The sequence below is a fragment of the Brevundimonas guildfordensis genome, from assembly GCF_014836405.1.
Taxonomy (GTDB): domain Bacteria; phylum Pseudomonadota; class Alphaproteobacteria; order Caulobacterales; family Caulobacteraceae; genus Brevundimonas; species Brevundimonas guildfordensis.
The window spans coordinates 892417-907571 of record NZ_JACSQU010000001.1 but is presented as its reverse complement, the minus strand read 5'-3'; the positions used below and the strand labels follow the sequence as shown (position 1 = coordinate 907571).

Below are 15155 nucleotides of genomic sequence, written 5' to 3'. Positions count from 1 at the left end.
CATTACCGGCGGGCGGAAACGGCCCGATTAGCCGTCTTCGGTATAGATCAGCAAGGTAAAGGCGGCGAGAGCCGTCAAGAGCGGCGGCAGCCAGGCGGCGATCACGGGCGGCACCACCTCGGCCGAGCCCATCGCCGACGAGAACTGGTTCAGGAAGAAGAAGGCGAAGCCCAGCACCACGGCCGCGACGGTCATCCGCGCCAGATCGCCCAGGCGCATCAGGCGCAGGGAGAAGGCCGCCGCCAGGATCGACATCGCGCCGAAGACCAGCGGCGTGGCGAGCAACTGCTGCAACCGCAGGCGATAGGCGGTGGAGGCGAAACCGGCGTCCTCGATCCTGCGAATCTGATTGGGCAGGGACCAGAACGGCGTCGACTGCGGCCGGGCGAAGCGCTGGAAGGCTTCCTTGTCGGCCAGGTTCGACGGCAGGTCGAGGGTTGCGTAGCGCACCGCCCGCTGACCCGTCCGCGCGCCGGAGGCGTCGGTCAGGCGCCACCGCCCGGCGTTCAGGGTGGCCGTGGCCGCATCGACTCGCTCGGTGAAGACCCGGTGGCCGCCCGAGGTCGTGGTGTAGATGAAGAAGGTCGCGTCAAGCAGGCGGCCCGTGGCCTGTTCCTGGCGTCCGCCGCGAATGATCATCTGGCGGTTCTCGTCGCCCTCGCGCAGCCAGACGGCTTCCTGCGACTCTCCACCAGGGATCGAGCCGGAGATGCGGCCGCGCTCGCGCTGCCAGACGCCGTCACCGGCGGCGGCCATGGGGCCCAGCACCGTGACCGTCAGCACGCCCATCAGCACGGCGGCCCCGGCGGCGGGCAGGACGAAGCGCCAGGCCGAGACGCCGGCCGCTCGCATGGCGATCAGTTCGCTGCGACGGTTCAGGCTGACAAAGGCGCCCAGGGTGCCGAACAGGAAGACGAAGGGCAGCAGTTGCACGATCACCGATGGCGACTTGACCATCACCAGGCCAAGAATCCGCGCGCTGGACAACTCGCCCGAGGAGTTGAGCCCGCGCGACACCTCGACGAAGTCGATCAGCATGACCAGGGCGGCGATGACGGCGAAGGCGACGCCCAGCGACTTCAGCTGCTGGAGCAGCACATAGCGCTCGATGCGACCGAGACGGACCTTCATGCGAATTTCGCCTTCACGCGGGCCAACGGCGACGAGGCGCGGCGACGGCGCGGCTTGAGCGCGCGGAACAGGACGCGCAGGGCCAGGGCCGTGGCGGCTAGCGGCACGACGTATTGCAGGATGTTCAAGCCGCCATTCCAGGCGCTGGCGGCGACCAGGCCGTAGCCGATGACACGCAGCAACAGGAAGGCGCCGGCGGCCTTGGCGATGCGGCCGGTGTAGCCGGTCCGGCTGAAGGCGCCGCCCAGAATGGCCGACAGGGCAAAGGCCATGGCCGCCAAGGCGTAGAAGGGCGAGGCGAGGCGCGAATGGCCCTCGGCCGCCAGTTCGCCGCGCGTTCCCGCCGTTTCAAGCAGGGCGGGCGTCGGGTCGAACAGGTCGGTCAGCCACAGGTCCGACGGCTTGAAACGGATGCGTTCGGTGGTCTTGGCGTAGGGCGACAGGTCGAACACCTGCTGGTCGAAAGACAGCTGGTTAAGGACCTCTCGCGAGGAATAGCGCTGCATCGACCCGTTCTGCATGGTCAGCACGGGCAGGCCGTCGACGCGGCCGAATCGGGCGGTCTCGGCGTCCCAGGTCGTGACCGTCTGGCCGTTATCCAGATAGACGAAGAGGTTCTTCATCAAGCCGTTCTGCTCGATCTGCTGGACGTAAACGGTCAGGCCGTCCGGGCCCTGAACGAAGCGGCCTTCCTCGACCAGCAGGGCGGCCAGGTCGGTGCGGATGGCGAAGGCCTGCCTACGGCCCTCGCGCTGGGCCCAGGGCTGGACGAAGACGTTCACCAGCAGAGCGATGACGGTGACGATCAGGGCGATCTGCAGGGCGGGCCGGATCAGGGCCCAACGGCTGACCCCGGCGGCGTAGGCGGCGGTCAGCTCCTGCTCCCGCTGCAGCCGCGTCAGGGCGATCAGGGCGCCGACGAACAGGCCGATGGGCAGGATGACGGCGATCAGCTGCGGCAGGGCCAGCAGGGTCAGCTTGACCATGACCCACACGCTCTGGCCGCGCTCGACGATGACTTCCAGCTGATCCAGGCTCTGGCTTAGCAGGCCGATGCCGGCCAGCGCCGCGACCGCCGCCACGATGGGCAGGCCGATCTGGCGGAAAAGATACCTCTGGATCAGGGTCATAAGGCCGGAAAGGTCGGATAATCAGCTGCCAGCGTGTTGCAGCCCAGGACGATGCGAGCCATGTAATACACATCCGGCCGCCCCGACGAAACCGTCGCCGCGACCATGGCAAATTCAAGCGTGATCGGGGCAGGATTTCCCGGTCTGGAGTCAGTTTAATGAAAATCGAATTCGTCGCTTCGGCCGGCGCCGCCGAGATTCTTGCCGTGTTGGTGCATGAAGGACGAGCCCTCGCAGGCGCCGGTTCGGCGCTGGATCAGGCCGCTTCGGGCGCGCTGGCCAAGGCGATGACGAACAGCCGCTTCAACGGCGCGGCCAACAGCAGCCTTAACGTCGCGGCTCCCGCCGGAATCGACGCCAACGCCGTGCTTCTGGTTGGCGCGGGCGCCGCGGACAAGCAGGACGATCTGGCGATCGAAACCGCGGCCGCCGCCGCCTATCATGCGGCCAAGATGTCCGGCGCCGAAGTCCTGACCATCGAGGCGTCGCACCTGTCGCCGGAACTGGCCGCGCGCGCCGGTTTCGCCGTGCGCCTGGCCGCCTATCGCTTCGCCAAATATCTGACCAAGCAGAAGGCCGACAAGATCCCGTCGGTGACGACGGTGCGCGTCGTGACCTCCGACGTCGCCGCCGCTGAGGCCGCCTTCAAGCCGTTGTCGGCCGTGGCCGACGCCGTGCTGTTCTCCCGCGATCTGGTCTCTGAGCCCGCCAACATCCTGTACCCGGCCGAGTTCGCACGCCGCGTGAAGGAGCTGGAGGCCCTGGGCGCCAAGGTCGAAATCCTGGGCGAGGCCGAGATGGAGAAGCTGGGCATGGGCTCGCTGCTCGGCGTCGGCATGGGCTCGGTGCGGGAAAGCCAGCTGGCCGTCATTCAGTGGAACGGCGGCAACGAGGGCGAGGCCCCCATCGCCTTCGTCGGCAAGGGCGTCTGCTTCGACACCGGCGGCATCAGCCTGAAGCCCGCCGACGGCATGGAAGAGATGAAGTGGGACATGGGCGGCGCCGCCGCCGTGGCCGGCCTGATGCACGCCCTGGCGGGACGTAAGGCCAAGGTGAACGCCGTCGGCGTGCTGGGCCTGGTCGAGAACATGCCGGACGGCGCCGCCCAGCGTCCGGGCGACGTGGTCACCTCCATGTCGGGCCAGACCATCGAAGTGCTCAACACCGACGCCGAAGGCCGCCTCGTGCTGGCTGACGCCCTCTGGTACACGCAGGAGCGTTTCAAGCCTAAGTTCATGATCGACCTGGCCACCCTGACGGGCGCCATCATCATCTCGCTGGGCCTGGAATATGCGGGCGTCTTCACCAACAGCGACGAACTGGCCGCCAACATCGCCGACGCCGGTCCGAAGGTGGGCGAGAAGTCGTGGCGCATGCCGATCCCGGCCGAATACGACCGCCACATCGACAGCCCGATCGCCGATGTGAAGAACATGGGCAACGGCCGCGCCGGCGGCTCGATCACCGCCGCCCTGTTCCTGCAACGCTTCACCAACGGCGTGCCGTGGGCGCACATCGACATCGCCTCGACGGCCTGGGTGAAGGACTCCAAGAACCCGACCGTGCCGGACGGCGCTGTGGGCTATGGCGTGCGTCTGCTCGACCGCATGGTCGCCGACCACTACGAAGGCTGATCCTAGTTCGGGAGGGTAGGGCCGGGTGTCTGACGCCAAGCCGGAAATCTGGTTCTACCACCTGGAGCGGTCGACGCTGGAACAGGTGCTGCCGACCCTGCTGGAGCGCACGCTGCAGCGGGGCTGGCGCGCCCTGATCCGGGGCGCGACCTCGCATCGGCTCGACGATATCGACGAGCTGTTGTGGACCTATCGCGACGACAGCTTCCTGCCTCACGGGCGGGCCGACGGAGACCACGCGGCGCGCCAGCCCGTGCTTCTGTCCGAATCGGGCGAGAACCTGAACGGCGCTCAGGCGCTGTTCATTGTCGATGAGTCAGACCTAGGGGCCACGCAGGAGTTCGCACGTTGCTTCATCATTTTCGACGGTCGGGACGAGCAGGCGCTGAACCATGCGCGCGGGCGCTGGCGGACGCTGAAGGCGGACGGCGCCGACCTGGCCTATTGGAAACAATCGGACGAGGGGCGGTGGGAAAAGGCGGCTTGATCGCGCTCACGGGCGCCTTGGCTTTGTCCGCCTGCGCCTCGCCGCCGCCCGCCGCCCGCCCGGCCACGGCCCCTCAGGCGGTCGCGCAAGCCCAGCAAAGCCAGCCGGTCGGCACGCGCATGCCCCAGTCGGACGCCGATATCTGCAAGGCTGGCGAGTTTCAGTGGCTGGTCGGGAAACCACGCAGCGAAATCCCCGTTCCAGTAGATGTGGTGAACCGGCGCGTCGCCTGCACTACCTGTCCGGTTACTGAAGATTACTCTCCTTACCGGTTGAATATATTCTATAATCAGCAGACGGGCCTGGTCGAGCAGGTGCGCTGCGGCTGATCGAAAGGACGCCGCCATGAAGACGTTTCTAACGCTGAGCGCCGCCGCAGGCTTTTTCGCGTTGGCGGCCTGTGCGCCGACCCACGGGGGCGGGTCGACGACTTCGCCGGGCGGCGAAGCGACGCCTGTGGCCTGCAAGGCCAGCGACTATCAAGAATATGTGGGCCGACACCGCTCGACCATCCCGGCGGACGCGCCGCGCGGCCGCATCTTCCGCGTCCTGTGCAGCAGCTGCGCGGCCACCATGGACTATCGCGCCGAACGCGTGAACTTCACCTATGACGACAAGACCGAGATCGTGACGCGAGTCAGCTGCGGCTAAGGCTCGTCGTGTGTTCGCTCATCCTGGCGTCGCGCCCGGATGGGAGCACGCTTATCGCTCCAGGCCGTAGAGGGCGTCGGCGACGTCCTCGACCTTCTGGCGCACCACGGTTTCGGCGTCGCGCAGGCCGCGGTTGTAGAACAGGCGGCCGATGTCCCGGCCGATGAACTCGACCAGCATCTCGGCGGGCAGGCGGCCGACCTCGACCTCCATCTCGTCGCGCAGATAGGCCTGCAGGCGGGCGGCCGCCTCCTGCATCTCGTCCTTGGTCAGCAGGGGCGGCGCCTTGCTCATCACGACACCTCGGCCAGGGCTTCCTCGGCGGCGATCCAGTCGGCCTCGGCCTGATCCAGATCCGACTGGGTCTTGGCGCGAGAGCGGGTCAGGCCTTCCAGCTTCTTCGGATCACTGACGGCGGCGTTGGCCAGGTCGTCGTCCAGACGAGCCAGATCGGCGGTCAGTTGCGCCATCCGGTCCTCGGCCTTCTTCACGGCGTGACGCAGTGTCGAGGGCGAGGGGCCTTTCTTCTTCTCGGCCTTGGGCGCGGCGACGGGGGCGGGCGCCTCGGCGGCGACCTCCTCATGCTTGACCTGGCTGGGCTTCATGCCCGCCTGTTTGGCGCGGTCGAGGACGAACTTCTGATAGTCGTCCATGTCGCCGTCGAACGGCTTCACCGAGCCGTCGGCGGCCAGCCACAGGCGGTCGGCGACCAGTTCCATCAGCGAGCGGTCGTGGGTGATCAGGATGACCGCGCCGGTATATTCGTTCAGCGCGTCCAGCAGGGCGCGGCGGCTGTCGATGTCCAGGTGGTTGGTCGGTTCGTCCAGGATCAGGATGTGCGGCGCGTCCATCGCCACCAGGTTCAGCAGCAGTCGCGCCCGCTCGCCGCCGGACAGGGCGCCGACGGTGGTTTCCTGCTTCTCGAACGGCAGGCCGAACTGGGCCAGACGGCTGCGGCGGCTGCTCTCCGAGGCGTCCGGCATGGCGCGGCGCATGATCTCCAGCGGCGTATCGGTCGGGTCCATCGCCTCGATCTGGTGCTGGTGGAACCAGCCCACGCGCATCTTGCCGTCGCGATGGAACTCGCCCGTCTCGATAGTCAGGGCCTTGGCGATCAGCTTGGCGAAGGTCGACTTGCCCGCACCGTTGACGCCCAGCAGGCCGATGCGGTCGTCCAGGTCCATCCGCAGGTTCAGGTTCTTCAGGATCGGCTTGCCCGGCTCATAGCCGACGTTGGCCTTCTCCAGCCGGATCAGCGGCGGGGGCAGGGGGCGTTCGGGCGAGGGCAGGGTGAAGGGGGCGACGCGCTCTTCGGGCGGCAGTTCGATGCGCTGCATCTTCTCCAGCCGCTTGACGCGCGACTGGGCCTGGGTGGCCTTGGACGCCTTGGCCTTGAAGCGGTCGATGAACTTCTGCAGGTGGGCGCGTTCGGCGTCCTGCTTGGACTTGTTGGCCTCCATCAGGCGTAGCTTTTCGGCCCGCGTTTTTTCGAAGGTGTCGTAGTTGCCGGTGTAAAGGTCCAGCTTGCGGTTCGACAGCTGCAGGATGTGGGTGCAGACGCCGTTCAGCAGTTCGCGGTCGTGGCTGATGATCAGGGCCGTGTGCGGATAGCGCTTCAGCCGCTGCTCCAGCCACAGGGCGCCTTCCAGGTCGAGGTAGTTGGTCGGTTCGTCCAGCAGCAGCATGTCCGGCTCGGCGAACAGGGCGGCGGCCAGGGCGACGCGCATCCGCCAGCCGCCCGAAAACTCGGCCATCGGGCGGAGCATGTCGTCCTGGCTGAAGCCCAGGCCGACCAGGATTTCAGAGGCGCGCGACGGGGCGCTGTCGGCGTCGATCTCGATCAGCCGGCCCCAGATTTCGCCCATTTCCTCCGGCTCGGCGGTCTCCAGCCGGGTCAGCAGGTCGTGACGCTCGACGTCGGCCTCAAGGATGGTGTCCAGCACGCTGACCGGGGTGGCGGGGTGTTCCTGATCGACCGAACCGATGCGGGCGGTCTTGGGTAGGGAGATTTCGTCGCCGTTGGCGGCCAGCTCGCCCAGGATCAGCTTGAACAGGGTCGACTTGCCGATGCCGTTGCGGCCGACCAGCCCGACCTTGGAGCCCGGCGGCAGGCTGACGGAGGCGTCGTCCAGGAACTCTCGGCCCCAAGCGTTGTAGGTCAGGTTTTTGATCTGCAGCATGGGATCCGGAACGAAAAAGGCTTACTAGCGGGGATATTGGAAAGATGTGCGGCGCTCGCTATAAGCCGCCGACCCTCAAACACCCAAACAAGAAGTCACTCCCATGACCGAACGCACGTTCTCGATCATCAAGCCCGACGCCACGCGCCGCAACCTGACGGGCGCCATCAACGCCGTCATCGAAGGCGCCGGCCTGCGCATCGTCGGCCAGCGCCGCGTCAAGCTGACCGAAGCCCAAGCCAAGAAGTTCTACGAAGTGCACGCTGAGCGTCCCTTCTACGGCGAACTGGTCTCGCAGATGATCGCCGAGCCGGTCGTCGTGCAGGTGCTGGAAGGCGACAACGCTGTCGCCAAGTACCGCGAAGTCATGGGCGCCACCAACCCGAACGACGCCGCTGAAGGCACCATCCGCAAGCTGTTCGCCCTGTCGATCGGCGAGAACTCGGTCCACGGCTCGGACTCGCAAGAGAACGCCAAGATCGAGATCGAGCAGTTCTTCACGGACGCCGACATCGTCGGCTAAGGGGCTTTTCCGAGGGGCCGCGATCGTCGACCGTTCGGGAAGCTCTTTGTAAGCCGCGGTCAAGAGGCTCCGCCTTTTCGACCCGACGCGGCTTGTGACAATTCGGCCCGCCCTCGGAACCGGGGGCGGGTCGTTTCGTTTTCATGGTCACGCTGTCTCTCGAAAAACAACAAGGATGACCGCCATGAAGACGATGCTGAAACTTGCCCCGGTAATCGGCCTGACGGCCCTGCTGGCCGCCTGTGGCACCACTACTGAACAACGCGCTGCCACGGGCGCCCTGGGCGGCGCCGTCGCCGGTCAGGCGATTGGCGGCAATACCGGCGCCACGGTCGCCGGGGGCGTCATCGGCGCGGTCGCCGGCGCGGCCACCACGCCGAAGAAGCCGAACGAGTAAGGCTTTCCTCGCCCCGATACGGGCGAGAAAAAACAGAAAAAGGGCGTCGGCCTTGTGGCCGACGCCCTTTCCATTTGTCCGTCGCCGGACGCGCCGCTTACCAGATGCGGGCGCGCTTCTCGGGGGCGATGTATTCCGCCTGATCCGGGGTGACGCCGAAGGCGGCGTACCAGGCGTCGATGTTGCGCGGCGGGGTGGCGGCGCGCGCCATGCCGGGCGAGTGCGGGTCGGTGGTCAGCTGCTCTTTCAGAGCTTCGTCACGCGACTTCTCGCGCCATACCTGGGCCCAGCCCAGGAAGACGCGCTGTTCGCCGGTCAGGCCGTCGATCACAGGCGCTGGTTGGCCGTTCAGGCTGCGCTTGTAGGCGTCCAGCGCCATCAACAGGCCGCCGAGGTCGGCGATGTTCTCGCCCATGGTCAGGTCGCCGTTGATAGGCGTGCCCGGCACCGGCTCCTGGGCGGCGTAGATGGCGCCCAGGGTCTTGGCGCGCTCCTCGAAGCGGGCCGCGTCCTCCGGGGTCCACCAGTCGCGCAGCACGCCATTGGCGTCGGTCTTGCGGCCTTGGTCGTCGAAGCCGTGGGTGATCTCGTGGCCGATCACGGCGCCGATGCCGCCGTAGTTGATCGCCGGATCAGCGTTCGGATCGAAGAAGGGGGCCTGCAGGATCGCAGCCGGGAAGACGATCTCGTTGCGCGGCGGGTTGTAGTAGGCGTTCACGGTCTGGGGCGTCATGCCCCATTCCAGCGGATCGACCGGCTGGCCGATCTTGCCGCGGTTCCAGGCCCAGTCGAAGGCGGCGGCGCGCTCGACGTTGCCGTAGAGGTCGTCGGCCGTCAGCTCCAGCCCGTCATAGTCCCGCCACTTCTCGGGGTAGCCGATCTTCACGCCGAACTTGGACATCTTCAGCAGGGCCTGCTCGCGCGTGGCGTCGCTCATCCAGTCCAGAGCCTTCAGGCGCTCGGTCATGGCGGCGCTGAGGTTGGCGACCAGCGTCTCCATCTGCGTCTTGGACGACGCGGGGAAGTGCAGACGGACGTATTCCTGGCCAAGAACCTCGCCCAGCTGGCCATCGACCAGGACCACGCCGCGGTTCCAGCGCGGTCGGTTTTCGGGCTGGCCGCGCAGGGTCTTGCCCCGGAACTCGAAGCGCGAGTCGACGAAGGCGTCGGACAGATAGGGGCTGGCCTGATCGACGGTCTGGAAGGCCTGCCAGGCCTTCAGCGTCTCGATCGGGGTGTCCGCGAACACCTGGGCGATGCCGGGGATGGCGGTGTTTTCCATCAGCACCAGGGTCGGCACGCTCTCGATCTTGGAGGCCTGCAGGAAGGCGGCCCAATCGAAGCCCGGCGCGAAGGTCGCCAGTTGTGCGGCAGGGGTCGGGTTGTAGATCTTGTCGATCTGCCGACGCTCGACCGTGGTCCAGTGCTTCTCTGCGACCTTGGTCTCGAAGGCCAGGATGTCGGCGGCGGCCTGCGTCGGGTTATCCCAGCCTGCGGCGGTCAGAGCGCGGGTGATATAGGCGACATAGGCTTCACGCTGGGGGGCGAAGTCCGGCTTCAGGTAGTAGTCGCGGTCCGGAAGGCCGAGCGCGCCCTGGCCCATGTAGGCCGAGTTGATGTTCGGGTCCTGCAGGTCCTCGAACACAGCCACGCCGAACAGGGAGCCGCCGAAGCCTTCGTGGCCGGCGCCCATCAGGCGGGCCATGTCGCTGTGGTTCGCAACGGCGCGGATCGCGGCCAGGTCGGCGGCCAGAGGCTGGGCGCCCAGTTGGTTGACGCGGGCCTCGTCCATGAAGCTGGCGTACAGGGCGCCGACCTTCTGGGCGTTGGCGTTGGCCGGGTTGGCGGCGCTGGCCTCGATGATGCCGCGCAGCTGGGCCTGCGAGTTCTCATACAGGACGTCGAACGGGCCGAAGCGGGCCTTGTCGGCCGGAATCTCGAGGTTCTTCAGATAGGCGCCGTTGGCGTAGGCGTTGAAGTCATCGCCGGGCTTCACCGTCAGGTCGCGGCCGTCGAGGTCGAAGCCCCACGGCTTGATCTCGGGCGCAGCGGCGGCGGAAGAAGCGTGGGCGTGTTGGGCGAGTGTCGGCTGGGCCGTAAAGGCGAGGGCGAGGGCCATGGCGGCGGCGCCCATCAGGCGGGTTTTCATCTTCGGGTCTTCCCAGTGGTGCAGACGTGCGCGATTGCGCCACCAGACCGGCGCATTCGTGCCTGCGGCAACCTGCGCACGCGTGCGACCGGCTGTCGCATTAAAAATCGTTAAGGTTTGAGAGCGCGCAGAAATTCCATCAGAATTCGGGGGTAAAGCTGATGTTCCGCCGCCTTGACGCGCTCGGACAGAATTTCAGCCGTGTCTCCGGGCAGGATGGGCACCCGGGCCTGCCCCAGGGCGGGGCCTTCATCGACGCCTTCGGTGACGATGTGGACGGTGCAGCCCGCCTCCCGGTCGCCGGCTTCAATAGCGCGGGCGTGGGTGTTGAGGCCGGGATAGAGCGGCAGCAGCGACGGGTGGATGTTCAGCATCCGACTCGCCCACTGGCGCACCAGCCACGGCGTCAGCAGGCGCATGTAGCCGGCGAGGGCCACGGCCTGGACGCCATGTTCGCGCAGCAGGGCGTCCACGGCGCGCTCGTGCGCCTCGCGATCCTTGCCGAAGGGCGCATGTTCGAGGGCGACGGCCTCAACGCCCAGCGTCCGGGCCTTCTCCAGGCCAGCCGCGCCCGCGATGTTCGAGACGACCAGCACGACTTCATACGGCGCGTCGGGCGCCTGTCCCGCCTCAATGAGGCTGACCATGTTCGAACCGGTCCCTGAGATCAGGACGGCGACGCGGGTTTTGGCGACGGACATAGGCGGGCTCACGCGTGCAAGAAGGCGCGACTGCCATGCGGCCCTGAAGGCGACTTAGCAAGAGGGCGGGCGTGGCGAAGGGGGAGGGCGCAGCGCCGCCGAACCATTGTCGCTGAACTGACGCAAACTCCGTTGCTTCTTCGGAAACGGCGGCGCTAGCGTTCATCCGCCGGGGGAGACCGGCATCCTAGGGGGAGTAATCTATATGCGTCGTTTGTTGACCGCCGCCTGCGCGGCGGCCCTGTTGGCCGCGCCAGCCGTTTCCATGGCTCAGGAAGCCGCGTCCAGCGGCGGTTCGGGCCCCATCCGGTCGGCCTCCGATCGCCTGCGCAACGTCACCGCCGATCAGATCGAGAAGAACTGGGCCCGCGCGATCGCCGATGAAGCGGCAGTCACCACCAGCCACTCGGTCAACGCCCACGGCCGCACGCTGCGCTACAAGGCGACGGCGGGCACGCTGACGGTCCGCAACGACGCGGGCATGCCGACGGCCAGCCTGTTTTATGTGGCCTATACGCTGGACGGCCAGCCGGTCGGCCGTCGTCCGATCACCTATATGTTCAACGGCGGGCCGGGTTCGCCGACGGTGTGGCTGCACATGGGCGCCTTCGGCCCGATGCGGGTCCAGACCGACGCCCCGGTGGTCGAGCGTCCGGGGCCGTTCAACCTGGCGCCCAACGACATGACCCTGCTGGACAAGACGGACCTGGTCTTCATCGACATGGTCGGCGCCGGCTATTCGCGTCCGCTGGGCGAGACGCCGGGTTCGGCCTTCTGGGGCGTGGATCAGGACGCGGACACCTTCGCCCGCGCCATCATGCGCTACACGACCAAGTTCGACCGCTGGTCCAGCCCGAAATACGTACTGGGCGAAAGCTACGGCACCCTGCGCGCCGGCGCCCTGGTGCATCAGCTGGAAAGCCGCGGCATGTCGTTGAACGGCGTGGTCCTGCTGTCGTCGATCATGAACTACGGCGTGCGCCAGCCGGGCTATCCGCAGAACTTCGTCACCCTGCTGCCGACCTATGCGGCGACGGCCTGGTACCACAACAAGATCCCGAACAAGCCAAGCCTGGAAGAGCACGTGCAGCGGGCTCGCGAGTTCGCCATCGGTCCGTATTCGGCGGCCCTGTCGAAGGGGCACCTGATCTCGGACGCAGAGCGCGCCCAGATCGCCCAGCAGATGAGCGCCCTGATCGGCATTTCGCCGGACGTTCTGGATCAGGCCAATCTGCGCCTCGAGCTGAGCCCGTTCCGCAAGGAGCTGCTGCGCGACCGTCGCCAGACCGTCGGACGTCTGGACACGCGTTACTTGGGCATCGACGCCAGCGCCGTGGGGGCCTCGCCGGAAGAAGACCCGTCGAGCAGCGCGATCACCGGCGCCTATTTCAGCATCTTCCGCGACTATGTGGCCACGACGCTGAACTATCGCACGGACATGGACTATCGCCAGTCGGCGCGCGGCCTGCCGGGCTTCGACTGGGACTGGAGCCACCGTCCGCCGGTCGGCGGTCCGCAGACGACGCCGAACACTGCCGTGGATCTGGCCACCGCCATCCGCCGCAATCCGCACATGAAGGTGCTGGCTCTGAACGGCTATTACGACGCCGCCACGCCCTTCTTCAGCACCGAGTACGACCTGGCCCAGATGATGCTGGAGCCGCACCTGCGCGGGAACCTGGAGTTTACCTACTATGAAGGCGGCCACATGATGTACACGGCCCGCCCGGCGCTTGAGCAGCTCTACACCGACATGGCCAAATTCTACGACGAGACGGTCAACGGCGGCGTTCGCTGATCCAGGCGACAGTCTGAAATGAAGAAGGCCCCGGTCGCATTGACCGGGGCCTTTGTCTTGTCCGAAGCGGCTATCGCCTTACGCCGTCTGAAGCTGCCCGCAGACGAAGGCCGTCTCGCCCGCGTTCAGCAGGGCGGCCAGCACCGGCTCGACGTTCTCGGGGGCGACGATCAGGATGAAGCCGACGCCGCAGTTAAAGGTGCGGCGCATCTCGTGGTCCGAAATCCCGCCGGTTTCGGCTAGCCATTGGAAGACGTCGGGCATGGGCCACGCATCCCAGTCGAAGCTGGCCTCAAGGCCCTCAGCGATGCAGCGCGGCGGGTTCTCGATCAAACCGCCGCCCGTGATGTGGGCCGCGCCCTTGACCAGACCGGCCTTCATGAGCGGCAGGACCGGCTTCACATAGATGCGGGTCGGCTCCATCAGCGCCTGGGCCAGCGACTGGTCCTTGGCGAAGGGGGCGTCATCGCCCCAGGCCAGGCCGGACTTCTCGACCACCTTGCGGATCAGGGAATAGCCGTTCGAGTGCGGACCCGAGGAGGCTAGGCCGATGATGACGTCGCCGGGCTTCTGCTGGTCCAGGTAGGGCAGGACCTTGCCGCGCTCGACCGCGCCGACCGAGAAACCGGCAAGGTCGTAGTCGCCGCCCGAATACATGCCCGGCATTTCGGCCGTTTCGCCGCCGACCAGGGCGCTGCCCGACTGGCGGCAGCCCTCGGCGATGCCCGCAACGACGCGGCGCGCGGCGTCCACGTCCAGCTTGCCCGTCGCGTAGTAGTCCAGGAACATCAGCGGCTCGGCGCCCTGCGCCAGCAGGTCGTTGACGCACATGGCGACCAGATCGACGCCCACGCCGTCGTGACGGCCGGTCTCGATGGCGATCTTCAGCTTGGTGCCGACGCCGTCGGTGGTGGTGACGATCAGCGGGTCTTCAAAGCCGGCGGCCTTCAGATCGAACAGGGCGCCGAAACCGCCCAGAGAGGCCTCCGCGCCGGGGCGGCGGGTGGACTTGGCCAGCGGCTTGATGGCGTCGACCAGCTGTTCGCCGGCGTCGATATCCACGCCTGCGTCGGCGTAGGTCAGACCGCTTTTTTGGGCCTCAGGGGTGTCGCTCATCGGTCACGGCTCGAAATCGGGGGCGAAAATATGTCGCGGCGCTCTTGCCACGACGGCGTCGCGCGGGGCTATAGCATCGGAATGACGCTAATCACCACCAATGACGCGCTGATCGCCTTCTGCGATCGTCTGGCCAAGGCCCCGTACATCACCGTCGATACGGAATTCATGCGGGAAACCACCTACTGGCCCAAGCTGTGCCTGATTCAGGCGGCGGTTTCGCCGTCCGACGCCGCCATCATCGACCCGATGGCCGAGGGGCTGGATCTGGAACCCTTCCTCGACATCCTGCGGGACGAATCGATTCTGAAGGTCTTCCACGCCGCCCGACAGGACGTGGAGATCTTCAACAAGCTGGGCGCCATGCCGCGCCCGCTGTTCGATACCCAGGTCGCCGCCATGGCCGCCGGGTTTGGCGATCAGGTCAGCTATGAGGCCCTGGTCCGCCAGATGCTGCGTCAGGAGCTGGACAAGGGCAGCCGCTTCACCGACTGGGCGCGCCGCCCGCTGTCCGAGGCGCAGCTGACCTATGCGCTGGGCGACGTGACGCACCTGTCGGCGCTGTATCCCAAACTGCGCGACCGGCTGCAGAAGGAAGGCCGTCTGGACTGGGTCATGTCGGAAATGGGCGCGGTCACGGACCCGGCGCTGTACGACACCTCGCCCGAGAACGCCTGGAAGCGGCTGAAGCCCAAGAAGTTCAACGCCAAATACCTGGCCGGTTTCGTCGCCACGGCCGTCTGGCGCGAGCGCGCGGCGCAGGAGCGCGACCAGCCGCGCGGCCGCATCCTGAAGGATGAAGCCATCGACGAGATCGCCGTCCAGACGCCGACCGACCCGGACGCCTTCAATCGTCTGCGTTCGGTGCCCAAGGGCTTCGGCGGCTCGCGTCTGGGGCTGGAGCTGGCGGCCGAGCTGAAGCGCGTGTTGGCCGACCCGGAAGCCCATGCGCCCAAGCTGGAGCGCCCGGCCAACAACCAGCCCGCGCCGCCCTCGGTGGTGGAGCTGCTGAAGGTGCTGCTGAAGGCCAAGAGCGACAATGCGGGCGTAGCCGCCAAGCTGATCGCCACCGTCGCGGACCTCGAAAAGATCGCCCTGAACGACAAGGCCGACGTCGAGGCCATGAAAGGCTGGCGCCGCGAACTGTTCGGCGAAGACGCGCTGAAGCTGAAGAAGGGCGAGATCGCCCTGGTGCTGAACGGCGCCCGCGTCGAAGTGGTCGAGATCGAGGGCTGATCGCCCTCTCCCGGCGGGAGAG

General features: G+C 67.0%; 15 protein-coding genes. 8 read left to right on the top strand and 7 right to left on the bottom strand.

Features of this window, described 5'->3' with window-relative positions:
• Positions 1-27: 27 nt before the first annotated feature.
• Both lptG and H9656_RS04370 read right to left on the bottom strand, forming a co-directional pair.
• A complete protein-coding gene (gene lptG / locus H9656_RS04375) occupies positions 28-1131 on the bottom strand; it encodes an LPS export ABC transporter permease LptG (RefSeq protein WP_191743017.1) in 1104 nt (367 codons plus the stop codon).
• Complete coding sequence (locus tag H9656_RS04370; RefSeq protein ID WP_191743016.1) at positions 1128-2261, bottom strand: LptF/LptG family permease; 1134 nt, start codon at positions 2259-2261, stop codon at positions 1128-1130. The genes lptG and H9656_RS04370 overlap by 4 nt, the downstream gene beginning before the upstream one ends.
• 158 nt (positions 2262-2419) lie before the next feature.
• Between H9656_RS04370 and H9656_RS04365 the strand changes: the two genes are divergently transcribed.
• From H9656_RS04365 to H9656_RS04350, 4 genes are read left to right on the top strand one after another with little or no spacing between them, the layout of a single operon-like run.
• Complete coding sequence (locus tag H9656_RS04365) at positions 2420-3895, top strand: leucyl aminopeptidase (protein WP_191743015.1); 1476 nt, start codon at positions 2420-2422, stop codon at positions 3893-3895.
• 25 nt (positions 3896-3920) lie between these two features.
• Positions 3921-4382 (top strand): DNA polymerase III subunit chi, encoded by a 462-nt coding sequence (locus tag H9656_RS04360; RefSeq protein ID WP_191743014.1) that lies wholly within the window; start codon positions 3921-3923, stop codon positions 4380-4382.
• Complete coding sequence (locus H9656_RS14080) at positions 4379-4711, top strand: hypothetical protein (protein ID WP_225212218.1); 333 nt, start codon at positions 4379-4381, stop codon at positions 4709-4711. The genes H9656_RS04360 and H9656_RS14080 overlap by 4 nt, the downstream gene beginning before the upstream one ends.
• Positions 4712-4727: 16 nt before the next feature.
• Positions 4728-5033 (top strand): hemolysin, encoded by a 306-nt coding sequence (locus H9656_RS04350; RefSeq protein ID WP_191743013.1) that lies wholly within the window; start codon positions 4728-4730, stop codon positions 5031-5033.
• Between the two features lie 51 nt (positions 5034-5084).
• Here the strand turns inward: H9656_RS04350 and H9656_RS04345 are convergent, their stop codons facing one another.
• Positions 5085-5327, bottom strand: a complete 243-nt coding sequence (locus tag H9656_RS04345) for a DUF2164 family protein (RefSeq protein ID WP_191743012.1) — start codon at positions 5325-5327, stop codon at positions 5085-5087.
• Entirely contained in the window at positions 5327-7213 is a 1887-nt protein-coding gene (locus tag H9656_RS04340) for an ABC-F family ATP-binding cassette domain-containing protein (protein WP_191743011.1), read from the bottom strand. The genes H9656_RS04345 and H9656_RS04340 overlap by 1 nt, the downstream gene beginning before the upstream one ends.
• 103 nt (positions 7214-7316) lie before the next feature.
• Between H9656_RS04340 and ndk the strand changes: the two genes are divergently transcribed.
• The gene (gene ndk, locus H9656_RS04335; RefSeq protein ID WP_191743010.1) at positions 7317-7736 is read left to right on the top strand and encodes a nucleoside-diphosphate kinase; all 420 of its coding nucleotides are present in this window, start codon (positions 7317-7319) and stop codon (positions 7734-7736) included.
• A 184-nt stretch (positions 7737-7920) separates the two neighbouring features.
• A complete protein-coding gene (locus H9656_RS04330) occupies positions 7921-8133 on the top strand; it encodes a hypothetical protein (protein WP_134580477.1) in 213 nt (70 codons plus the stop codon).
• 97 nt (positions 8134-8230) lie between these two features.
• Here H9656_RS04330 and H9656_RS04325 read toward each other — a convergent pair whose 3' ends face one another.
• Together H9656_RS04325 and purN are read right to left on the bottom strand one after the other, a co-directional pair.
• On the bottom strand, positions 8231-10282 hold the full coding sequence (locus tag H9656_RS04325) for a M13 family metallopeptidase (protein ID WP_191743009.1): 2052 nt from the start codon (positions 10280-10282) through the stop codon (positions 8231-8233).
• Positions 10283-10392: 110 nt separating this feature from the next.
• Positions 10393-10983, bottom strand: coding sequence for a phosphoribosylglycinamide formyltransferase (gene purN / locus H9656_RS04320; protein ID WP_191743008.1), 591 nt, complete (start codon positions 10981-10983; stop codon positions 10393-10395).
• A 205-nt stretch (positions 10984-11188) separates the two neighbouring features.
• On the opposite strand from purN, the gene H9656_RS04315 reads away from it, so the two are divergent.
• Complete coding sequence (locus H9656_RS04315) at positions 11189-12781, top strand: S10 family peptidase (protein WP_191743007.1); 1593 nt, start codon at positions 11189-11191, stop codon at positions 12779-12781.
• Positions 12782-12859: 78 nt separating this feature from the next.
• Here H9656_RS04315 and purM read toward each other — a convergent pair whose 3' ends face one another.
• Positions 12860-13897, bottom strand: coding sequence for a phosphoribosylformylglycinamidine cyclo-ligase (purM, locus tag H9656_RS04310; RefSeq protein WP_191743006.1), 1038 nt, complete (start codon positions 13895-13897; stop codon positions 12860-12862).
• Between the two features lie 81 nt (positions 13898-13978).
• Here purM and rnd point away from each other — a divergent pair, with 81 nt between their 5' ends.
• A complete protein-coding gene (gene rnd, locus H9656_RS04305; RefSeq protein WP_191743005.1) occupies positions 13979-15133 on the top strand; it encodes a ribonuclease D in 1155 nt (384 codons plus the stop codon).
• Positions 15134-15155: the final 22 nt, after the last annotated feature.